The organism is Pseudomonas sp. S1_E05, assembly GCF_056337105.1.
This window is the reverse complement of the sequence record NZ_JBFRHM010000001.1, coordinates 2,701,262-2,723,655: the sequence shown is the minus strand read 5'-3', so window position 1 is coordinate 2,723,655 and position 22,394 is coordinate 2,701,262. Positions and strand designations below refer to the sequence as shown.

Annotated in this window: 17 protein-coding genes; 9 read left to right on the top strand and 8 right to left on the bottom strand. The window is 61.0% G+C overall.

Annotation, left to right across the window (positions count from 1 at the left end):
• Positions 1-49 precede the first annotated feature (49 nt).
• Positions 50-1,060, top strand: a complete 1,011-nt coding sequence (nagZ, locus tag AB4N33_RS12585) for a beta-N-acetylhexosaminidase (protein WP_460116868.1) — start codon at positions 50-52, stop codon at positions 1,058-1,060.
• 12 nt (positions 1,061-1,072) lie between these two features.
• Positions 1,073-1,810, top strand: coding sequence for an S-methyl-5'-thioinosine phosphorylase (locus AB4N33_RS12580; RefSeq protein ID WP_476457454.1), 738 nt, complete (start codon positions 1,073-1,075; stop codon positions 1,808-1,810).
• A gap of 131 nt (positions 1,811-1,941) precedes the next feature.
• Here AB4N33_RS12580 and AB4N33_RS12575 read toward each other — a convergent pair whose 3' ends face one another.
• From AB4N33_RS12575 to mfd, 3 genes are read right to left on the bottom strand one after another with little or no spacing between them, the layout of a single operon-like run.
• Positions 1,942-4,635 carry an SNF2-related protein gene (locus tag AB4N33_RS12575; protein WP_476457453.1) on the bottom strand — a complete coding sequence of 898 codons (2,694 nt, stop codon included), beginning with the start codon at positions 4,633-4,635 and terminating at the stop codon, positions 1,942-1,944.
• 8 nt (positions 4,636-4,643) lie between these two features.
• The gene (locus AB4N33_RS12570; RefSeq protein WP_460116863.1) at positions 4,644-5,210 is read right to left on the bottom strand and encodes a CsiV family protein; all 567 of its coding nucleotides are present in this window, start codon (positions 5,208-5,210) and stop codon (positions 4,644-4,646) included.
• A gap of 10 nt (positions 5,211-5,220) precedes the next feature.
• Positions 5,221-8,670 carry a transcription-repair coupling factor gene (gene mfd, locus AB4N33_RS12565; RefSeq protein ID WP_460116862.1) on the bottom strand — a complete coding sequence of 1,150 codons (3,450 nt, stop codon included), beginning with the start codon at positions 8,668-8,670 and terminating at the stop codon, positions 5,221-5,223.
• Positions 8,671-9,032: 362 nt separating this feature from the next.
• Here mfd and AB4N33_RS12560 point away from each other — a divergent pair, with 362 nt between their 5' ends.
• Positions 9,033-10,496 carry a glyceraldehyde-3-phosphate dehydrogenase gene (locus AB4N33_RS12560; RefSeq protein WP_460116860.1) on the top strand — a complete coding sequence of 488 codons (1,464 nt, stop codon included), beginning with the start codon at positions 9,033-9,035 and terminating at the stop codon, positions 10,494-10,496.
• Between the two features lie 199 nt (positions 10,497-10,695).
• Here AB4N33_RS12560 and tcuC read toward each other — a convergent pair whose 3' ends face one another.
• Positions 10,696-11,985: a tricarballylate/proton symporter TcuC gene (gene tcuC / locus AB4N33_RS12555; protein ID WP_476457452.1), complete on the bottom strand. Its 1,290-nt coding sequence runs from the start codon at positions 11,983-11,985 to the stop codon at positions 10,696-10,698.
• Positions 11,986-12,235: 250 nt separating this feature from the next.
• On the opposite strand from tcuC, the gene AB4N33_RS12550 reads away from it, so the two are divergent.
• Entirely contained in the window at positions 12,236-13,252 is a 1,017-nt protein-coding gene (locus AB4N33_RS12550) for an FAD:protein FMN transferase (RefSeq protein ID WP_476457451.1), read from the top strand.
• A gap of 196 nt (positions 13,253-13,448) precedes the next feature.
• The gene (gene sthA / locus AB4N33_RS12545) at positions 13,449-14,843 is read left to right on the top strand and encodes a Si-specific NAD(P)(+) transhydrogenase (protein ID WP_085723066.1); all 1,395 of its coding nucleotides are present in this window, start codon (positions 13,449-13,451) and stop codon (positions 14,841-14,843) included.
• 42 nt (positions 14,844-14,885) lie between these two features.
• On the opposite strand, the gene AB4N33_RS12540 is transcribed toward sthA, so the two are convergent.
• Together AB4N33_RS12540 and AB4N33_RS12535 are read right to left on the bottom strand one after the other, a co-directional pair.
• On the bottom strand, positions 14,886-15,608 hold the full coding sequence (locus tag AB4N33_RS12540; protein WP_368553611.1) for a glycerophosphodiester phosphodiesterase: 723 nt from the start codon (positions 15,606-15,608) through the stop codon (positions 14,886-14,888).
• Positions 15,609-15,622: 14 nt separating this feature from the next.
• The gene (locus AB4N33_RS12535) at positions 15,623-16,201 is read right to left on the bottom strand and encodes a PilZ domain-containing protein (RefSeq protein WP_460139814.1); all 579 of its coding nucleotides are present in this window, start codon (positions 16,199-16,201) and stop codon (positions 15,623-15,625) included.
• 94 nt (positions 16,202-16,295) lie between these two features.
• On the opposite strand from AB4N33_RS12535, the gene AB4N33_RS12530 reads away from it, so the two are divergent.
• From AB4N33_RS12530 to AB4N33_RS12520, 3 genes are all read left to right on the top strand, one after another.
• Positions 16,296-17,546: a lipoprotein-releasing ABC transporter permease subunit gene (locus AB4N33_RS12530; protein WP_476457450.1), complete on the top strand. Its 1,251-nt coding sequence runs from the start codon at positions 16,296-16,298 to the stop codon at positions 17,544-17,546.
• Between the two features lie 7 nt (positions 17,547-17,553).
• Entirely contained in the window at positions 17,554-18,237 is a 684-nt protein-coding gene (gene lolD, locus AB4N33_RS12525; protein WP_460116848.1) for a lipoprotein-releasing ABC transporter ATP-binding protein LolD, read from the top strand.
• A gap of 64 nt (positions 18,238-18,301) precedes the next feature.
• Positions 18,302-19,546 (top strand): lipoprotein-releasing ABC transporter permease subunit, encoded by a 1,245-nt coding sequence (locus tag AB4N33_RS12520; protein WP_460139811.1) that lies wholly within the window; start codon positions 18,302-18,304, stop codon positions 19,544-19,546.
• A 123-nt stretch (positions 19,547-19,669) separates the two neighbouring features.
• Here AB4N33_RS12520 and AB4N33_RS12515 read toward each other — a convergent pair whose 3' ends face one another.
• Both AB4N33_RS12515 and AB4N33_RS12510 read right to left on the bottom strand, forming a co-directional pair.
• Positions 19,670-21,019 (bottom strand): heavy metal sensor histidine kinase, encoded by a 1,350-nt coding sequence (locus AB4N33_RS12515; protein ID WP_460116845.1) that lies wholly within the window; start codon positions 21,017-21,019, stop codon positions 19,670-19,672.
• Positions 21,019-21,699 (bottom strand): heavy metal response regulator transcription factor, encoded by a 681-nt coding sequence (locus tag AB4N33_RS12510; RefSeq protein ID WP_476457449.1) that lies wholly within the window; start codon positions 21,697-21,699, stop codon positions 21,019-21,021. The genes AB4N33_RS12515 and AB4N33_RS12510 overlap by 1 nt, the downstream gene beginning before the upstream one ends.
• A gap of 155 nt (positions 21,700-21,854) precedes the next feature.
• Here AB4N33_RS12510 and copI point away from each other — a divergent pair, with 155 nt between their 5' ends.
• A complete protein-coding gene (gene copI / locus AB4N33_RS12505) occupies positions 21,855-22,370 on the top strand; it encodes a copper-resistant cuproprotein CopI (RefSeq protein ID WP_476457448.1) in 516 nt (171 codons plus the stop codon).
• Positions 22,371-22,394: the final 24 nt, after the last annotated feature.

Here is a 22,394-nt window from a genome sequence, read left to right as displayed (position 1 = left end):
CCGACAGCGATTGCGTGCGAGCCGGGTTCATCGTTATCAAGGAATCTCTATGACTGCTGGCCTGCAAGGCTCGTTGATGGTGGACGTCGCCGGTACATGGCTGACGGCTGAAGATCGCCAATTATTGCGCCAACCTGAAGTGGGCGGCCTGATCATTTTTGCCCGCAATATCGAGCATCCCCGGCAAGTTCGCGAGCTGAGCGCGGCAATCCGCGCGGTTCGCCCTGATCTGCTGCTGGCCGTGGACCAGGAAGGCGGCCGGGTCCAGCGCTTGCGCCAGGGCTTCGTTCGCCTGCCGGCGATGCGCGCCATCGCCGATAACCCGAATGCCGAATACCTGGCCGAACAGTGCGGCTGGATCATGGCTACCGAAGTGCTGGCCGTCGGCCTGGACCTGAGCTTCGCTCCGGTGCTGGACCTGGATTACCAACGCAGTGCCGTGGTCGGCACCCGGTCGTTCGAAGGCGACCCGCAGCGTGCGGCCTTGCTGGCCGGTGCATTTATTCGCGGAATGAACAGCGCGGGCATGGCCGCCACCGGCAAGCATTTCCCCGGACATGGTTGGGCTGAAGCGGACTCCCACGTCGCCATTCCGAATGACGAGCGCAGCCTCGATGAGATCCGCGCCAACGACCTGGTGCCATTCGCACGGTTGAGTCAGCAACTGGCGGCGGTCATGCCGGCCCATGTGATCTATCCACAGGTCGACTCCCAGCCGGCCGGATTTTCCCGCCGCTGGTTGCAGGACATCCTGCGTGGCGAGCTGCAGTTCGATGGCGTGATCTTCAGCGACGATTTATCGATGGCCGGTGCCCACGTGGTCGGCGATGCCGCGAGCCGCATCGAGGCGGCGCTGACCGCCGGTTGCGACATGGGCCTGGTGTGCAATGATCGCGCAGCCGCAGAACTTGCCCTGAGCGCCGCCCAGCGCCTGAAGGTCAAGCCGTCTGCTCGCATTGCCCGGATGCGTGGCCAGGCCTGCGCCAGCACCGAATATCGTCAGGACCCACGATGGCTGACCGCCATTGGCGCCCTCAAAGACGCTCAACTGATTGAATAAGGATTTTACGTTATGACGGTTTACGCGATCATCGGTGGCACCGGCCTGACCCAATTGGAAGGGCTGAGTATTCGTCAGTCACTGGCCGTCGATACGCCCTATGGTGCGCCATCGGCCGAGGTGCAGATCGGCGAGTATGCCGGTAAGGAAGTGTTGTTCCTCGCCCGTCACGGCCATCCACACCGTTTTCCACCGCATCAGGTGAACTACCGTGCCAATCTCTGGGCGTTGAAACAGGCGGGTGCCGAGGCGATTCTTGCGGTCAACGCCGTCGGTGGCATTCATGCGGCCATGGGCACCGGGCATTTCTGTGTGCCGCATCAACTGATCGACTACACCAGCGGTCGCCAGCACACCTATTTTGCCGATGACCTGGAGCAGGTCACGCACATTGACTTCAGCTATCCGTACAGCGAGCCGCTGCGCCAGCAACTGATCGCGGCGCTGGCGGCCGAGGGTGTCGCGTACAGCAGCCATGGCGTTTATGCCTGCACCCAGGGGCCACGCCTGGAAACGGTTGCCGAAATCGCGAAGCTGGAACGTGACGGTTGCGACATCGTCGGCATGACCGGCATGCCGGAAGCGGCACTGGCTCGTGAGCTGGAACTGGATTATGCCTGCCTGGCATTGGTAGTGAATCCGGCGGCAGGCAAGTCGACGGCAGTGATCACCATGGCCGAGATCGAACAGGCGCTGCATGACGGGATGGGTAAGGTGAAGTCGACGTTGGCGCGGGTGCTCAGGGGTTGATTAGGGCTTGATACCGGGTTGACCCTATCGCGACGGTTCGACGCCTCGACAAGCTCGCTCCTACAGGTGCAATGTCGGCCTCTGTAGGAGCGGGCTTGCACGCGATAGCGATGTAACAGGCACCACAAACCTCAGCGTTTATCCAACTTGTCCGGTAACGGCGCAAACAACGCTTCGATATCATCGCTCTGCAACTTCCAGTCCCCGGCTTTGCGCCCATCCAGCACGCCCGCAGCGAGGTCGGATTTTTCCTTTTGCAGGTGCTGGATTTTTTCCTCGACCGTGCCGCGTGCAATCATCTTGTAGACGAACACCGGTTTTTCCTGGCCAATCCGGTAGGCACGGTCGGTCGCCTGGTTCTCTGTCGCCGGGTTCCACCATGGGTCGTAGTGAATCACGGTGTCCGCTTCCGTCAGGTTCAAGCCAACGCCGCCTGCCTTCAGGCTGATCAGGAATATCTGACGCTTGCCGCTCTGGAAGTCCTTCACGGGGGCGCGGCGGTCGCGGGTCTGGCCAGTCAGCAGCGCATAGTCGATACCGCGTTTCTCCAGCTCGGCCTCGATCAATGTCAGCATCGAGGTGAACTGCGAAAACAACAGGATTCGCCGACCTTCCTCGAACAATTCCTCGAGCATTTCCATCAGGCTGTCGAGCTTGCCTGAGGTGCTGCCGCGAGCGGGCAGGGTGGCGTCGTTGACCAGGCGCAGGTCGCAGCACACTTGGCGCAACTTCAGCAGTGCCTCGAGGATGATGATCTGGCTGCGTGCCACGCCTTTACGGGTGATTTCGTCGCGCACCTTCTTGTCCATGGCCAGGCGCATGGTTTCATACACATCGCGTTGGGCTTCGTTGAGCTCGACCCAGTGGATGATTTCCGTCTTCGGCGGCAACTCGGTCGCCACTTGCTCCTTGGTCCTGCGCAGCAGGAACGGCTTGATCCGACCGTTCAGGTGCTGGAGTCTGACTTCGCTGGCGCGTTTTTCAATCGGTACGCGGTAATCGCGGTTGAAGCTTTTCACATCACCCAGCCAGCCCGGCAACAGGAAGTGGAACAATGACCACAGTTCGCCCAAGTGATTTTCCAGTGGCGTACCGCTCAGGCACAGGCGTTGGCGTGCATTGAGTTCACGCGCGGCATGCGCGGCCTTGCTGTTCGGGTTCTTGATGTACTGCGCTTCGTCCAGCACCAGTACATGCAGTGGTTGTGCGGCCAAGCGTTCGACGTCCTTGGGCAGCAGGGCATAGGTGGTGAGGATCAGGTCGTAATCGGCCAGATGGTCAAAATGTTTTTTGCGACTGGCGCCGTACAGCGCCAGTACTTTGAGCTGCGGCGTGAAGTGCGCCGCTTCGTCGAGCCAGTTCGGAATCAGGCTGGTGGGCATGACCACCATGCACGGCCGGTCGAGCCGTCCGGCGTTTTTCTCGCTGAGCACATGGGCCAGGGTTTGCAGGGTCTTGCCCAGGCCCATGTCATCCGCGAGGATGCCGCCGACTTCCAATTGCCGCAGCGACTGCATCCAGCTCAAGCCTTCGAGCTGATAAGGGCGCAAGGTCGCGTTCAAGCCTTGGGGTGCAGTCGCGCTGTAGTCGCGGATGTCGCGCAGGCGCTGGGCAAAGGTGCGGATCTGCTCGCCACCTTCCCACTGCAGGGGCATGTCCTCCAGCGGATTGAGACGCGTGGCGTCAGCCTTGCTCAACCGCAGAGTGGTTTCGCCGGGTTCTTGCAGGTAGAACTCGCCGAGGGTCGCCAGCACCGGTTTCAAGCGTCCGAAAGGCAGGGCGACTTGCAGTGGGCCGTATTCCGAGTTCGGGCGATTGGGGATATTCACCAGGATCAATTCGTCATCGCGGCGGCGGGCGAGGCGTTCCGGGTTGAGGATCTCGGTATGGGAGCGCATCAGGTTCAGCAGGATCGGCAGCAGGCTCAGCCGCTCGCCATTGACGATGATGCCCAATTCAAGATCAAACCAGTCGCGTTCCGGTGCCTGTTCGACGGTCGCGTACCAATCGTCCACGGCGGTCAGGTCGAAGCCGAAATCTTCGTCGATCTCCAGCTCCCAGCCTTGGGCGCGAAGCTTGGGTAGCTCATTGAGCGTGAACGTCAGCCAGGCGCTGTCGTTGACCATTTCATACAGCTCACCCGCGCTTTCCGGCAGGGCCTTGCTCTGGCGGGTGGCGATCTTGAAGCCAAGGATTCGCAGTTGTTCCCTGTAGGCTTGTTCCACTTCCGGATGGCGTTTTATCCGTAGCGTCTGTGTTTCCTGGCGAATCAGCACGTCGGCATTTTTCTGCCCGCTGGTGTATTCATCCAGATAGCTGAAGGAAAGCGCGGCACGGTGTTGGATATAGCGTTGCATCCGCCCGTTACGCGGCTCGAAGGCACTGAACTCGATGCTCGCCAGCCACAAGCGCGGAACCGGTTGCACGTTGTCCACCAGCACCTGGGGTGGTGCCTTCGGGCTGCGGTTTTCCAGAACTGCCTGGAGTTTTTCCAGCAGTTCGGCATCTTGTGCGGCGGCGGGGTAGGCCAGGGTTTCCTGGACTTTGAGCAGCACGGCTGCGCAATGCTTGCAGTTGTTGCGTACCGGGCAGGTGCACGTGGCATCGACCATCAGCAGGGTAGCCTTGGCTGACTCGCGCAAGTGAATGGTCTGACGGTAGACGTTACCGCCAGACCCTTCGCAAACTGCCGTAATCGTCGAGTCGCCGGCCTCGACGATTCTCACGCGGTTTTCCAGCGCGTACCGCCGGCCGCGCTCCAGGCTCTGTTCCTTGAATCGGCTGACCCAGGAAGGTGCCAGGGGTTTGCTCAGGGGCGCGGACATAGGAGGTATCAGTCCGGAATTTCTTCAGGAACCGGGCGCGGCGCAGGAGCGGTCAGCGAGGTAATCTTGATCAGCAGGCCAAGGTGGCCAGCGTCGAGGAAATTCAGTTGGCCGTTCTTGGTATGGCTGTCGGTCTTCAGGCGCTCGCTGGCGGTAACCAGGCCGTCCGCGTTGATCTGGTTGACCCAGAAGTCGGCGTCGACGTCGGTAAAACGCCCCTGCTTGATGCTCAATGTGCCCTCGATCGGGAACTGGCCGAATTGTTCCTTACCGTCGCTGATCGCCACCCTGGACACTTCCTCGCCCAGGGTTTGTTGCCAGGCTTTATGGAGCAACACTGTGTAGTCATTGCTGGCGGTGAGCTTTTCCACCTCGCCATTCAGGCTTGGCGTGCGCAGGCTGTCGGGACTGATGCGTTGTGCGCCGGCGTCCCAGTCTTCCGGCGCTGCGCGGCTGACGATGGCCGGCACGGCGTTTTGCCGGACCAGAATCATTTCGACCTGATACAGATCATCGGCATGCGCCATCGGGGCGGCCAGGGTCATCAGCAAGGTCGTGAAGCGAAACAGGCGCATGCGGCGTCCTTCAAGCAGTTTTCGGAATGAGGCACTCAAGCAGTGCCTCTACAGTATTAAAGCGCTCTTCCGGGCGCTCCATCGGCACCATGAACTTGAATATCGTGGCGCCTTCGAATTTGTAGCGTTTGGGTTGGCCCTGAATCAACTTGATCAGTGTCAGCGGATCCACTGGTGTCTGCGCCGCGAACTCGATACGGCCACCTTGCGGTCCGCCGTCGACTTTCTTGATGCCCAGCCCTTCGGCCTGCAACTTCAGCGCCGTGATGCGCATCAGGTTCTTCGTCGGCTCCGGCAGCAGGCCGAAACGATCGATCATTTCGACTTGCAGGTCCTTGAGGCCATCCTCATCGGTGGCAGAGGCAATGCGCTTGTACAGGATCAGCCGCGCATGCACGTCCGGCAAGTAGTCTTCCGGAATCAGGGCCGGAACGCGAAGATTGACCTCGGGGCCACCGCCCAGCGGCTGGTCGAGGTTGGGTTGTTCGCCCTTGCGGATCGACTTCACCGCGCGTTCGAGCATCTCCATGTACAAGGTGAAGCCGACCGCTTGAATCTGTCCGCTTTGACCGTCCCCCAGCAGTTCACCGGCACCGCGGATTTCCAGGTCGTTGGTGGCGAGCACGAAGCCGGCGCCCAGGTCCTGGGTGTTGGCGATCGCCTCCAGGCGCTTTTCCGCATCCGGGGTGATTTGCTGGCGCGGCGGTGTCAGCAGATAGGCGTAGGCCTGGTGGTGACTGCGGCCAACGCGACCACGCAACTGGTGCAACTGCGCCAGGCCGAACTTGTCGGCACGCTCGATGATGATGGTGTTGGCGCTCGGCACGTCGATGCCGGTCTCGATGATGGTCGAGGCGATCAGCACGTTGAAGCGTTTGTGGTAGAAATCGCTCATCACCTGTTCGAGTTCGCGTTCGCGCATCTGCCCGTGGCCGATGCCGATCCGTGCTTCCGGCACCAGTTCGGCGAGGTCGGCGGCGCATTTCTCGATGGTCTTCACATCGTTGTGCAGGTAGTAGACCTGGCCGCCACGCAGCAGCTCACGGAGCAGGGCTTCCTTGACCGTGCTCTTGTTCTGTTCCATCACGAAGGTGCGCACCGACAGGCGCCGCGCCGGCGGGGTAGCGATGATCGACAGGTCGCGCATGCCCGACACCGCCATGTTCAGCGTGCGCGGGATCGGGGTCGCAGTGAGGGTCAGGATGTCGACCTCGCTGCGCAGGGCCTTGAGCTGTTCTTTTTGGCGTACTCCGAAGCGGTGCTCTTCGTCGATGATCACCAGGCCGAGGTTTTTGATCTTCACATCGTCCTGCAGCAGCTTGTGGGTGCCGATGACGATGTCGATCTTGCCCTCGGCCAGGTCCGCGACCGCTGCGCTGACGTCCTTGGCCGACTTGAAACGGCTCATCACTTCAACGGTCACCGGCCAATCGGCGAAACGGTCGCGGAAGCTGTTGTAGTGTTGCTGGGCGAGCAGGGTGGTGGGCACCAGGATCGCCACCTGCTTGCCACTGTGCACGGCAATGAACGCCGCGCGCATCGCCACTTCGGTCTTGCCGAAACCGACGTCGCCGCAGACCAGGCGATCCATCGGTTTGGGCGCGAGCATGTCTTCGCGCACGGCTTCGATGGTGGTTTGCTGGTCGGGCGTTTCCTCGAACGGGAAGCCGGCACTGAACGTGGCGTAGTCGGCTTTCGGGTCGGCGAAAGCGTAGCCTTCTCGGGCGGCGCGGCGTGCATAGATGTCGAGCAGTTCCGCTGCCACGTCGCGCACCTGTTCGGCGGCTTTGCGCTTGGCTTTCTGCCAGGTCTCGGAGCCCAGGCGGTGCAGCGGGGCCAGGGCATCGTCACTGCCGGTGTAGCGCGCGATCAAGTGCAGGTTGGCCACCGGTACGTAGAGCTTGGCGCCCTCGGCGTATTCCAGGGCGAGGAATTCGGCGGCCTGGTTGTCGATCTCCAGCGTGGCCAGGCCCAGGTAGCGGCCGACGCCGTGGTCGATGTGCACCACCGGCGCACCTTCGCGCAGCTCGGTGAGGTTCTTGATCACTGCATCGTTATTGGCGTCGGCGCGTTTCTCCCGGCGCCGGCGCTGCATCACGCGCTGGCCGAACAGCGGACTTTCGGCAATCAGTGCAAGGGCCGGGTCCTCAAGTACCAGGCCTTCGTCGAGTGGCGCAATGGTGATCGCCAGGCGGTCCTTGCCGGCGACGAAGTCCGGCCAGCTGTCGACGGTTTTTGGTCGCAGCTTCAGGCGCTCCAGTAACTCCAGCAGCACTTCGCGACGGCCCGCTGACTCGGCGGTAAACAACACGCGGCCAGGGAACTCGTCGAGAAAACCGGCCAGCGCGGCCAGAGGTTGGGTCGCCTTGGCTTCGATGGCCAGGTCCGGCAGTTGACTCGCCGGGAAGCGTTCGCGGCCGGCGCCGGCTTCCACATCCTGCTGGCTGGCGACTACCCGGGGCCAGTTCTTCAGCCGCGCGAAACAGTCTTCCACCGGCAGGAATAATTCCGCGGGTGGCAATAAAGGACGGGAAGGGTCGACGCGGCGTTCTTCATAGCGATTGCGTACGTCATTCCAGAAATTCTCTGCGGCCTGCTCGATCCCCGGCAGGGAAAACACTTGTGTGTCCTGGGGCAGGTAATCGAACAGGGACGAGGTTTCTTCAAAGAACAACGGCAGGTAGTACTCGATGCCTGCTGGGGTAATCCCGCTGCTCAAGTCCTGGAAAATCGGAGTCCGCCGGAAGTCCACGTCGAAGCGTTCGCGAAAGCGCGCCTTGAACCGGGTCACTGCCTCTTTTTGCAGCGGGAATTCCTTCGCCGGCAGCAGCTTGACCGAATCGACCTTGTCGATGGATCGCTGGTTTTCCGGGTCGAAGGTGCGCAGGGTCTCGATTTCGTCGTCGAACAGGTCGATGCGATACGGTAATTTGCTCCCCATCGGGAACAGGTCGATCAACGAGCCGCGCACCGTGAATTCGCCATGTTCGTACACCGTATCGACGTAGCGGTAGCCGGTGGCTTCGAGCCGGGTGCGCATCTGCTCGACATCGAGCTTCTGGCCGACGTCCAGCACCAGGCTGCTGCCCAGCAGGAATTTGGTCGGTGCCAGGCGATGCAGGGCGGTGGTGATCGGTACGACCAGCACGCCGTGACTCAGCTCCGGCAGCCGGTAGAGCGCGGCGATGCGCTGGGAAATGATGTCCTGATGCGGCGAAAACAGATCGTAGGGCAGGGTTTCCCAGTCCGGAAAATGCAACACGGGCAAATCCGGGGCGAAGAAACCCAGCTCTTGCTCAAGCCGTTCGGCGCTCTGGCTATCGGCGGTCAGCAGCAGGGTAAAGCGCCTGGCAGCGCTGGCAGCCTCGGCGATAGCCAGGCTCAGGGCGGCACCGGGCAAGTTGCCCCAGTGCTGTTTACCTGCCGCGGCAGGGAGATGCGGTAGACGCAGGACGGGCACGGAAGTTTGAGCTCCAGCGTTGCGACAAAGTCGGTAATTGTAGCGGGCAGGGATGCCGCCTGTCAGTTGCAGACTTCGTCTATTACGTACGTTTGGCGAAATGTAGTGGTAAAGACAAAATACAGCGGTTTTTTGTTCAAATTCACTGATTATGTAGTGGCAAAACAAGCGGGTGTTACGGAGGGTTACGGACAAGACGACGGTGTCTACGAAAATGAGGGGCCGCTGAAACCCGCGAGTTTACTGGGCTCCAGCGCTGTCATTTTTTTCGTTCGAGTCATTTGTTACGGATCGCACGACAGGCGCGCATTGCTACGCGGGTTTCTCGGCGGCATAATGTAGCCCCTTTTTTCTGCCCCTACATGTGGAAGGTTCCCGTGACTCAGAAGCCCGACCAGTGTCTTGGTGAATGGATCGACCGTGAAGCACTCGCAGAAGCGATGATTCCGCTTATCGGTCAGCTCTACCGCAATAACAACGTGGTGAGCTCGATCTATGGCCGCAGCCTGATCAACCGTTCAGTCATCGCGATTCTCAAAGCTCACCGCTTTGCTCGTCACCGCCAGTCCGACGACACCGAACTGTCCGTCCACGAAACATTCCCGTTGATCAAGGCGATGAGCGAGCTCAAGCTCGGCGCCGCTTCGGTTGACCTGGGCAAGTTGGCCGCCAAATTCAAAGCCGAAGGCAATGGCCGTACTGCCGAGCAGTTCGTCCGCGAAGAGCTGGCCGATGTAGTAGGCCAGCAGAACGCCTCGGCTCGCAAAGGCACCGACGTTGTCCTCTACGGCTTCGGTCGTATCGGCCGTCTGCTGGCGCGGATCCTGATCGAGAAAACCGGTGGTGGCGACGGCCTGCGCCTGCGCGCCATCGTCGTGCGCAAGGGGGCCGAGAATGACCTGGTCAAGCGTGCCAGCCTCTTGCGCCGCGATTCGGTCCATGGTCCGTTCGATGGCACCATCACCATTGATGAAGCCAACAACACCATCACCGCCAATGGCAACCTGATTCAGGTGATCTACGCCAAGAGCCCGGCCGAAGTCGACTACACCCAGTACGGCATCGAAAACGCCCTGATCGTCGACAACACCGGTGTATGGCGTGACGCCGACGGCCTGGGCCAGCACCTGGCCTGCCCGGGTGCTGCCCGTGTGATCCTCACCGCACCTGGCAAGGGCGCGTTGAAGAACATCGTGCACGGCATCAACCATGGCGAAATCAGCCCAGACGACAAGATCATCTCGGCGGCTTCCTGCACCACCAACGCCATCGTGCCGGTGCTCAAGGCAGTCAACGACAAGTTCGGCATCGTCAACGGCCACGTCGAAACCGTTCACTCGTTCACCAACGACCAGAACCTGATCGACAACTTCCACAAGGGCAGCCGTCGTGGCCGCGCCGCGCCACTGAACATGGTGATCACCGAGACCGGTGCCGCCACCGCAGCCGCCAAGGCGCTGCCAGTGCTCAAGGGCAAGCTGACCGGTAACGCGATCCGTGTTCCTACGCCGAACGTGTCGATGGCCATCCTGAACCTGAACCTGGAAAAGGCCACCACCCGCGACGAAATCAACGAGTACCTGCGCCAGATGGCCATGCACTCGGACCTGCACAAGCAGATCGACTACGTCAGCTCCCAGGAAGTGGTCTCCACCGACTTCGTTGGCTCGCGCCACGCAGGTGTAGTGGACGCTGAAGCGACCATCACCCAGGATAACCGCGTTGTGCTGTACGTCTGGTACGACAACGAATTCGGTTACAGCTGCCAGGTGGTGCGCGTGATGGAAGACATGGCCGGTGTGAACCCGCCTGCATTCCCACGCTAAGCACTCGCTGCACATGAAAACGCCCCGGCCTTGGCCGGGGCGTTTTTGTTTGTGGGAGGGGTGCCTGTACCCTGTAGGAGCGAGCATGTCGAGGCGTCGAACCGTCGCGATGGTGTCATGAGCGCCGCTGGGCATCAGGTAGCCAGCGTTATCGTTGACGACCATCGCGAGCGAGCTCGCTCCTACAGGAGTGGGGGGGTCAGGCTGTGCCGACGGTCGCCATGCGCAACGCATGACGGTTCCCACGGAACAGCACCAATGTGGCAATCAAGCCCAGTACCGCGGCGCCAGTTAGCCAGATCCCCGGCGCCGCTTTGTTATCCAGTACATGAATCAGGTAAGTACAGGCCGCCGGCGTAAAACCGCCGAACGTCGCGGTCGCCAGACTGTAAGCCAGGGAGAAGCCCGTGGTCCGCACGTGCACCGGCATGATTTCCGTCAGTGCCACGACCATCGCGCCGTTGTATGAGCCATACAGGAACGACAACCACAACTCGACAATCAACAAGTGGCTGAAGCTGGGATTCGCCACCAGCCACGACAGCGCCGGGTAGGCGGTGAGAATCGCCAGGATGGTTGCCGCCAGCAGCAGGGGCTTGCGCCCGACCTTGTCGGACACGGCGCCCATCACCGGCAGCCAGAAAAAGTTCGACAGGCCGATGCACACGGTCACCAGCAAGGCGTCCATGTCCGACAGGTGCAGTTCGGCCTTGCCGAAGGTCGGTGTGTAGGCAGTGATCAGGTAGAACGACACCGTGGTCATCACCACCAGGGCCATGCCGGCGATGACAATGCTGAAGTTCTGACCGATCGAGCGGATGACTTCCGCCAGGCTGGGGCGGTGTTTTCGTGCCTGGAATTCCGGTGTTTCCTCCAGTGAGCGACGAATCACGAAAATCACCGGCACGATCATGCAGCCGATCAGAAACGGCACACGCCAACCCCATTCACCCATCTGTTCCGGGCTCAGCCAATGGTTCAGGCCAACGCCGAGCAGACCGGCGAACACCACGGCGGCCTGCTGGCTGGCAGACTGCCAACTCACAAAAAAGCCTTTGCGACCTGGTGTGGAAATCTCGGCAAGGTATACCGACACGCCGCCAAGCTCTACGCCGGCGGAGAAGCCTTGCAGCAGGCGGCCAAACAGAACGATCAGAGGCGCGGCGACGCCCAGGGTGGCATAGCCCGGCACGCAAGCGATCAGCACGGTGCCGGCCGCCATCATGGCCAGGGTGATGATCAGGCCCTGGCGCCGGCCGTGGCGGTCGATGTAGGCACCGAGGAAAATCGCCCCCAAGGGACGCATGAGGAAGCCGGCGCCAAAGGTGGCCAGCGATAGCATCAGGGATGCAAAAGCACTGTCGGCAGGGAAGAAGGTTTTGGCGATGGCCGTGGCGTAGAAGCCGTAGACCATAAAGTCGAACATCTCGAGAAAATTACCGCTGACAACGCGAAAAATCGCTTTGCCTTTGCCCGTATTCGAGGACATGGGAATGCACTCACTCTTGTCTGTCTGATCGGAAATCCCTGATGTAGACGTGTTCCCCCCATCACCTGTGCGGTGAATTCCCTTGGTGGGCGAGTTGTAACAATATGTGTATAAAGATCGTTAGGCAACAACTGGTTAGCTTGCTGCTTAAGCGTTTCAGTCGTCGTCGGATCAAGGTGAGGAGGGCTGGCTTGTCGCATAATGCCGGGCATGGGTGGTGTGTCCGGAATCAAAGCGGGGAGCGCAGCAAGTGTTGAATGGGTGGCAGGGTCTCGGTTTTTTATTGCTTGGCGCGTTGTCGGGCTGCGGCAGCGGCGACTCCATGGAAGGTTTTGGCGGCCCGACCATGGGCAGCACCTATTCAATCAAGTACCTGCGTCATGCCGATCTGCCCAAGCCGGCAGAGGTCCAGGCCGAGGTGGAAAAAATCCTCGCCGAGGTGGACCGGCAAATGTCGACTTATCGCAGCGATTCCGACATCGAGCGTTTCAACGATCGACCGGCCAACACCTGTCAGGCCATGCCCGCGCCCGTGCTGGAGCTGGTTCGGGTGGGTGAGCAGTTGTCTGCGCAAAGCGACGGCTCATTCGATCTGACGGTGGAACCTCTGCTCGATCTTTGGGGCTTCGGCCCCCAGGCTCGCGGTGAAAAGGTCCCGAGCGCCGAGGCGCTGGCTGACGCACGACAGCGTGTGGGTCATCAGCACCTGCGCATCGATGGCGATCAGTTGTGCAAGGATGCGGCCGTCGAAGTCGACTTCAACAGTATCGCAGCGGGATACGCGGTTGACCGTATCGCTGCGAGGCTCGAAGCCATGGGCATCCGCAACTATCTCGCTGAAGCCACGGGCGAACTCAAGGCTTCGGGCAGGAAACTCGACGGCTCGGCGTGGCATGTCGCCCTGGAGGAACCTCGGGACGATCAGCAGGTGGCGCAACGGATCATCGCCGTCGACGGGTTGGGTGTGTCGACGTCTGGCGACTACCGCAACTATTTCGAGCAAGATGGCCGGCGCTATTCCCACACCTTCGATGCTCGCACCGGTGCGCCGGTCTCACACACGCTGGCGTCGGTCACGGTGATTAATCCTTCGGCGTTGTTGGCCGATGGACTGTCGACGCTGCTGCTGATTCTCGGCCCGGAGCGTGGTTGGGACTACGCGGAAAAACATGATATCGGCGCATTTTTTGTGATTCGTGCCGATACAGGTTTCGTCACACGCACCAGTCAGGCTTTTGAACGCCTCATTGGCGCAAAAACCGAGTGATCAACGTACTGAAGACTGGCGTTGTAGTGCAGGCAAAACTAGCCTACGACGCGACCAAGGGTTAATGTGCCCGGCGTTGACGCTTCTATAGACTGTGTCCGGGTTCTGCACTGGCCCCAAATTGTTCCTTCACGCCGCCGACCGGCGTGATTTAGCCGCAGGCGCACAGCGCCGCGGCCTGTTCTGAGGAGTACGCATGGCTGTCTACAACTACGACGTGGTGGTACTGGGTTCCGGCCCGGCGGGAGAAGGCGCGGCAATGAACGCCGCCAAGGCAGGGCGCAAGGTGGCCATGGTCGACAGCCGTCGCCAGGTCGGCGGTAACTGCACCCACTTGGGCACCATCCCGTCCAAGGCCCTGCGTCATTCGGTCCGGCAGATCATGCAGTTCAACACCAACCCGATGTTCCGGGCCATCGGCGAACCGCGCTGGTTCTCCTTCCCGGACGTGTTGAAAAGCGCCGAGAAAGTCATTTCCAAGCAAGTTGCCTCCCGCACCGGCTACTACGCCCGTAACCGTGTCGACGTGTTCTTCGGAACCGGTAGCTTCGCCGACGAGCAAACCATAGAAGTGGTCTGCGCCAACGGCGTAGTGGAAAAACTGGTGGCCAAGCACATCATCATTGCCACTGGCTCGCGCCCGTATCGCCCGGCGGACATCGACTTCCACCACCCGCGTATCTACGATAGCGACACCATCCTCAGCCTCGGTCACACCCCGCGTAAACTCATCGTCTACGGCGCTGGCGTGATCGGTTGCGAATACGCCTCCATCTTCAGCGGTCTGGGCGTGCTGGTTGAACTGGTAGACAACCGTGGCCAGTTGCTGAGCTTCCTCGACTCGGAAATTTCCCAGGCACTGAGCTACCACTTCAGCAACAACAACATCACCGTTCGCCACAACGAAGACTACGACCGTGTCGAAGGCGTGGACAACGGCGTGATCCTGCACCTCAAGTCCGGCAAGAAGATCAAGGCCGACGCCTTGCTCTGGTGCAACGGCCGTACTGGCAACACCGACCAGTTGGGCCTGGAAAACATCGGCGTGAAGGTCAACAGCCGTGGCCAGATCGAAGTTGACGAGGCTTACCGCACCTGTGTGCCGAACATCTACGGCGCAGGCGATGTGATCGGCTGGCCAAGCTTGGCCAGTGCCGCCCACGACCAGGGTCGTTCGGCCGCTGGCAGCATCGTCGAGAACGGCAGCTGGCGTTTCGTCAACGATGTTCCGACCGGCATCTACACCATTCCCGAGATCAGTTCGATCGGCAAGAACGAGCAGGAACTGACCCAGGCCAAGGTACCTTACGAAGTGGGCAAGGCGTTCTTCAAGGGCATGGCACGTGCGCAGATCGCCGGCGAGCCGCAAGGCATGCTCAAGATCCTGTTCCATCGTGAAACCCTGGAAGTGCTGGGTGTTCACTGCTTCGGTTACCAGGCCTCGGAAATCGTCCACATCGGCCAGGCCATCATGAACCAGCCGGGGGAACTGAACACGTTGAAGTACTTCGTCAACACGACGTTCAACTACCCGACCATGGCCGAAGCCTATCGGGTCGCGGCGTACGACGGCCTCAACCGGCTTTTTTGAGCGGCTCCGGCCGGTGGCCTGAGCCGGCCGGGGAGACCGATTTCAGCAATTCTCGAGGGTGGCAGTGGCCAAACCGGGAAAGTCTGTAATCAGGCTGTCAACGCCGAAGTCAGCGAGCCTGCGCATCAGCGCGGGCTCGTTGACGGTCCACACCGACACATGCAGCCCCTGACGCTGCGCCTTCTGCAGGCGTTCCGGCGTACACAGGGTCCAGTTCAGCGCCAGATACTCACAGCCATAGCTCGCCGCGACCTTCAACGGGTCGAGCCAGGCGTATTCGGCCACCAGCCCACGCGACACATCCGGCACCAGGTCCAGCGCGGCTTTGAGCACTTCCCGTGAGCTCGAGGTGATCGTCACCTTGTCGAGCAGGCCGAAACGCTGGGCCATCTCGCGAATCGCCAGCACCGTGGTCGCGGCGCGGGTGCGTGAAGCGCTTTTGACTTCCAGTTGCCAGTGCTCGAAGGCGCATTTTTCGAACAGCTCCTCCAGTGTTGGAATCGGGCAGGGTTTGATCCAGCCCGGGCCGCCCTTGCGTGCGTCGTATGTCACCAGTTCCGCAGCGGTGTGCTCGACCACCTTGCCGCGCCGGTCGGTGGTGCGCTTGAGCGTCGGGTCGTGGATGACCATCAGCTCGTTGTCCATGGACAGGTGCAGGTCGAGTTCGCAGCGGCGCACGCCGTGCTTGAGGCATTCCTGAAAGCTGGTCAGGGTGTTTTCCGGTGCTTCGCCCTTGGCGCCGCGATGGCCGTAGATGAGGGTCACGGTTCTTCCTTAAGTTAAATGCCTGATTCTTGTTCGCGGGCCAGGCGTCGTTCCTGGGCCTGCTTTTGCAAAATGTAGCGGGCGAGCAGTTGGCGCTGGGCATCGGTAGGGCGTTCGAACTCGGTGCCGACATCGAAACCGTCGCCTTTGGGGTCGCAATGTGTGACACGGGCGCGCAGCAACAAGCCAAGGGCCTGCGGCATCAACACCAGTTTGATCGACAGGTGGGCGCCAGTGGCAATGGGGGTCGGATGCTGGAAGTCGATGCCACCCTCGGAGATGATCACCGGTTGTGGCTCGCCGATCTGGCCGAGCACGGTGAGGGCGACCACCTGGCTGAGCAGGTCGATGCGTTTGTTCTGAACCTTGAGGAATGCCGCGAGGTTGCGGTCGCGCTCGCTGATCTGGCGCAACAGGTGCTGCGACTCGAATTCGCTCAGGTGCAGTTCGCTGAGCAGGTTGAAGAGTGGGGAAGCATCCTGCAACACTTCCTGGCCTGCGGCTTCGGGAGCGGACAGGGGCCGAATTTCCAGTGCGATCGTGTCCTCGATACGGTAGTATTCGCGGCGATCTTCTTCATCTAATGTCGACATGGCGAACCCATGGTAGCGGCGGTGGTCTGAGTGTAAAGCTGGTTATCGACCCCCGCCACAAGGACGTTCCTTTTCCCTCCGAACAAGCCCCGACATGTTCAGACCTCTCTTCGTATTCATTGGCACGCGTTACACCCGTGCAAAGCGTCGCAATCACTTTGTGTCGTTCATTTCCCTGACTTCGATGATCGGTCTCGCCCTGGGCGTGATCGTGATGATCGTTGTGCTGTCGGTGATGAACGGCTTCGATCACGAGATGCGTACCCGCGTGCTGGGCATGGTGCCCCACGCGACCATCGAGTCCAGCGAGCCGATCAGCAACTGGCAGGGCCTGGCCGACAAGGTCAGGCAGAACCCGCAGGTGACGGCCGTTGCGCCATTCACCCAGATGCAGGGCCTGCTGACCAACAACGGCAAGGTCTCCAAGGTACTGCTCAATGCCATCGACCCGGCGCTGGAGCGGCAGGTGTCGATCATCGACAAGTTCATGTTGCAGGGCAAACTCGATGACCTCGAGCCCGGCAGTTTCGGCATCGTCATCGGCGACAAGGCGGCCGCCAAGCTTGGCGCGGCCATTGGCGACAAGCTGACCTTCGTCGCGCCAGAAGTCACCGTGACACCGGCGGGGATGTTCCCGCGCATGAAACGCTTTACCGTGGTCGGCATTTTCCATGTGGGCGCCGGCGAGATCGACGGCTATCTGGGCGTCACCAACCTGCAGGACCTGGCGCGGCTGCACCGCTGGAAGCCGGATCAGGTGCAGGGCATCCGCCTCAAGTTCGAAGACCTTTTCCAGGCGCCGCGCACGGCCTGGAGCATTGCCCAGCAGTTGGGTGAGGATCGTTACTACGCCCGCGATTGGACCCGCACCCACGGTAACCTGTACCAGGCGATCCGCATGGAAAAGGCCATGATCGGCCTGTTGCTTCTGCTGATCGTCGCGGTGGCGGCGTTCAACATCATTTCCACGCTGGTGATGGTGGTGAACGACAAGAAGAGCGACATCGCGATTCTGCGCACCCTGGGCGCCACGCCGCGCACGATCATGGGTATCTTCATGGTGCAGGGCACGGTCATCGGCGTAGTCGGCACACTGATTGGCGCCGTGGTCGGGATCTTCGCCGCGTTGAACGTCAGCGCCGCGATCTCGGCACTCGAAGGCCTGATCGGGCACAAATTCCTCAACGCCGACGTGTATTTCATCGATTACCTGCCCTCGCAAGTGCAAAGCCAGGACGTTGTCATGGTCTGCGCCGCCGCGTTGGTCCTGAGTTTCCTCGCCACCCTGTATCCTGCCTGGCGTGCCGCGCGCACCCAGCCTGCGGAGGCGCTACGTTATGAGTGAGTCGGGCATGAGTGAAAAAGCAATCTTGAGCTGCCGCAACCTGGGCAAGTCCTACGAGGAAGGCCCGGAGTCGGTGCAAGTCCTGGCCAACCTGCAACTGGAGCTGCATCCAGGGGAGCGCGTGGCGATCATCGGCAAATCGGGCTCGGGCAAGAGCACCTTGCTCAATCTGCTCGGTGGCCTCGATACGCCAACCCAGGGCAGCGTCTGGCTCGCTGGCGAAGAGCTTTCGGCGCTGAGCGAGAAGAAGCGTGGCCTGCTGCGTAACCGCGCATTGGGCTTCGTGTATCAGTTTCACCATTTGCTGGCCGAATTCACCGCGTTGGAAAACGTCTGCATGCCGCTGCTGATCGGCAAGACCGCGATCCCCGAAGCGCGCCAGCGTGCCAGCGCGCTGCTGGAAAGGGTGGGGCTCGGTCATCGCCTGGAGCACAAGCCGGCCGAACTGTCCGGTGGCGAGCGCCAGCGCGTGGCCATCGCCCGCGCCCTGGTGAACCGGCCTGGTCTGGTGATGCTCGATGAACCCACCGGTAACCTCGACTTGCACACGGCCGAGGGCATCCAGGATCTGATGCTGGAGTTGAGCACGTCGATGCGCACCGCGTTTCTGGTGGTGACCCACGACATGAACCTGGCTCGCCAGATGGATCGTGTCCTGCACTTGCAGGAAGGTCGCCTGACGCCCATCTGATTGACTGAAACCCGAGGCGCCGAGTGTGCCTCGGGTCTTTTATTTTTATACGGTGCTTCCGCGAATGTTCAGACCGTTATCGATCTATATCGGCACACGCTATACCCGCGCCAAGCGCCGCAATCGCTTTGTGTCCTTCATCTCGATGACCTCGATGATCGGCCTCGCCCTCGGCGTGCTGGCGATGATCGTGGTGTTGTCGGTGATGAACGGCTTCCAGCGCGAAATGAGCTCGCGCATCCTCGGCATGGTGCCCCACGCGACCATCGTCGGCGTGAACCCGATCGACGATTGGCAGCCAGTGGCCGCAGCAGCGATGAAGAACCCGCAAGTGACAGCTGCCGTGCCGTTCACCGAACTGGAAGGCATGCTGTCCTACAAAGGCTCGATGCAGCCGATCCAGGTCAGCGGCGTGGATCCGGCGCTGGAAGGCAAGGTGTCGATCGTCGCCCAGCACATTGTGCAGGGGCGTCTCGATGCGCTGAAGCCGGGTGAATTCGGTGTGGTGATTGGTGAAATCACGGCGCGCCGCTTTCGCTTGAATGTCGGCGACAAGATCACCCTGATCGTGCCGGAAGTCAGCACCGCGCCGGGCGGAATCACCCCCCGCATGCAGCGCCTGAACGTGGTCGGCGTCTTCAAGGTCGGTGCCGAGCTCGATGGCTCCATGGCGCTGATCCACGTCGCCGATGCCGCGCAGATGCAGCATTGGCAACCGAACCAGGTGCAGAGTGTGCGCCTGGCGGTGAAGGATCTGTACGCTGCGCCGAAGGTCTCCAGCGATATTGCCGGTGGCCTGGGCACAGCCTACAAGGCTGACGACTGGACCCACACTCAGGGCAGTCTCTTCAGCGCGATGAAGATGGAAAAAACCATGATTGGCCTGCTGTTGCTGATGATTGTCGCTGTAGCGGCCTTCAACATCATCGCCACGCTGATCATGGTGGTGAACGACAAGGGCGCTGACATCGCGATCCTGCGTACCATCGGCGCCACGCCCCGGCAGATCATGGGGATCTTCATGGTCCAGGGCACGGTGATCGGTGTGGTCGGCACCTTGATCGGCGGTGTTCTCGGAGTGATCGCGGCGCTGAACGTCAGTGAGCTGGTGGGCTGGTTCGAGCGGGTCAGCGGGCAGCACATCTTCAGTTCCGACGTGTACTTCGTCAGCAACCTGCCTTCGGAGCTACAGGGCGGGGATGTGGCATTGATCTGCACGGCGGGGCTAGTGCTGAGCTTCCTGGCGACGGTTTATCCGGCGTGGCGTGCGTCGAAGGTTGAGCCGGCGCATGCGCTCCGATATTCGTAAGCGGTTGAGTTATGTGTTGGCCGGGCCAGCCTCATCGCGGGCAAGCCCGCTCCCACAGTGATCGAGTTGAAGCACGCCTCTGTGGGAGCGGGCTTGCTCGCGATGGGGCCAGACATGCTGGCCTCAATCCCCTTTTGGTAATTCAATCAAGAACCGCGTCCACCCATCCGCTGATTCGCAACGAATCTGTCCACCATGAGCCCGAACGATTGACTCGGTAATCGCCAGCCCCAACCCCGCATGTTCGCTGCTCCCTTCCTGGCGTGCCGGGTCTGCCCTGTAGAACCGGTCGAATAAACGGGGCAGTAAAGCCGCTTCAATACCGGCGCCGCTGTTTTCGACGGTCAGGGTTACGCGCTTGATCTGGTCGACGATCCGCACTCGAACCTCACCGTCTGCCGGCGTAAAACGCAGCGCGTTATCCAGCAAATTCGACAGCGCCCGCCGCAACATGCCGCGATCACCCTTGATGCGTGCGTTGCCTTCGCGACTCACCATCACCCCGGCGTCCTCGGCCAGCGGTGCAAAAAACTCCAGTAACACATCGGTTTCTTCAGCCAGCTCCAGCGGTTCACGCCTGGGCATCAGCAAGCCGTGGTCAGCCTTCGCCAGGTACAGCATGTCGTTGACCAGTTGCGCCATCCATTGCAGTTCCTCGAGGTTGCTGTGCAGTGCTTCGCGGTAATCCTCGAGGGCGCGCGGGCGGGTGAGGGTGACCTGAGTGTGGGTCAGTAGGTTCGACAGCGGTGTGCGCAGTTCATGGGCGATGTCGGCGGAGAACGCTGAAAGCCGCTGAAAAGAATCGTCGAGGCGTGCGAGCATGGCGTTGAAGTGGTGGGCCAGTTGCGCGAGTTCCGGCGGCATGTCTTCTGCGGGCAAACGCGCGTTGAGCGATTGCGCGCTAACGCCGCGAGCCACTGCACTCATGCGGCGCAAGGGGCGCAACCCGCTGCGCGCCGCCCAGGCACCGAGCAACGCCGTCGCCAGGGCGGACAGGCCGACGGTGAGCCAGATAAGGCGCTGCATGCGTTGCAGAAAGTGCTGGTGATGGGTGATATCCAGCAGCAGCGTCAGATTGGGAGAATCCTTCTTGTCCACGAACAGGGGCGCATTCAGCACACGATAGTCGCTGCCGTTGTCGTTGAGGGTCGATAACCCTGGCGCCTGCGGGAGCCGTTCGGGTACGTCCGCCGAGCTGTCGTACCAGCGCTGGCCATCCGGACCGGTAATGCGCAGGGATAAATCGGCCTGACGGCTCAACTCTTCCGCCAGCCGGGCTTTGCTTTCACTCGATTGCGGGTCATGCAGCGCCCGTCGAAGGCCGATCAGCTTGGCGTCCAGCAGTTGCTGATCCAGTTCAACGAAATGCGCCTCGCTGGCGCGACTGAACAATACGCCGGCCACCAGCGATACCACGGCGGTGCAGGCTGCGAACAGCAACGCCAGGCGGCTGCTCAAGGACAGGCGGCGCATCAGGCAGGCCGCTCTTCAAGGACGTAACCCATGCCACGCACGGTGTGGATCAGCTTGTTCGGGAACTCGTCATCGATCTTCAGGCGCAAGCGACGGATCGCCACTTCGATGACGTTGGTGTCGCTGTCGAAGTTCATGTCCCAGACCTGGGAGGCGATCAACGACTTGGGCAACACTTCGCCCTGGCGGCGCAGGAGCATTTCCAGCAGGGCGAACTCCTTGGCGGTCAGGTCGATGCGCTGGCCATTGCGTTCGACCCGCCGGCGGATCAGGTCCAGGCGCAGGTCCGCCAGTTGCAGGCTGGTTTCCTGAGGTTGAGCACTGCCTCGGCGCAACAGGCTACGCACTCGTGCCAATAGCTCGGAGAAGGCGAAGGGCTTGACCAGGTAGTCGTCGGCACCGAGTTCGAGGCCGTGGACCCTGTCCTCCACGGCATCTCGCGCTGTCAGAAAAAGTACGGGTGTATCGAGACCTGCGCTGCGCACCGCCTGCAGGATTTGCCAACCATCGCGGCCGGGCAGCATCACATCGAGGATCAGCAATGCGTAGTCACCGCTTAATGCCATCTGCTGACCCGTGTTGCCGTCGGCGACCAGCTCGGTGTTGAACCCGGCCTCGGCCAGGCCCTGGCGCAAATAGAGACCGGTTTTTGCCTGGTCTTCGACGATCAGCAGTTTCATGGACGACTCTGGGTAAAGGATACGAACGCTTTATACCGTGGGCGGTGTCAGCACGGGCCAACCTTACAAAGTTGTAATCTGTCTGTCAGGTTGCGGGCAGCAACGGCAGTTTAGAGTTTTCCTCAGGCTGAACCCTATCTTGTTGGAGTACGACGATGTTTTTACGCAATGTGTTGGCCGCGTGCCTGTTGGCGCTGAGTTCGCCTGTGTGGGCCGCGCCGGGTCACAGCTACGACTTCGGGCAACCGGCACCGGCTGCCAAGGCGACGCGCAGCGTTGAAGTGGTGATGGGCGACATGTCGTTCACGCCCAAGGCCATCGATATCAAAGCGGGTGAGACCGTGCGCTTTGTGTTGGTGAACGAGGGGCAGTTGTTGCACGAATTCAACCTGGGCGATGCGGCGATGCATGCAAAGCACCAGCAGGAAATGCTGAAAATGCAGGAAAACGGCATGTTGACGCCTACGGGTGTGAAGGCAATGGATCACGGCGCCATGACTGCAATGGATCATGGCATGAAGCACGATGACCCCAACAGCGTGCTGGTCGAGCCGGGCAAGACCGCCGAATTGACCTGGACCTTTACCAAGGCAACCAGCCTGGAGTTCGCCTGCAATATTCCAGGCCACTACCAGGCAGGCATGGTCGGCAAATTGACTGTCAGTCAGTAAGCACTCTAAGGCGGGGGCAAAGGC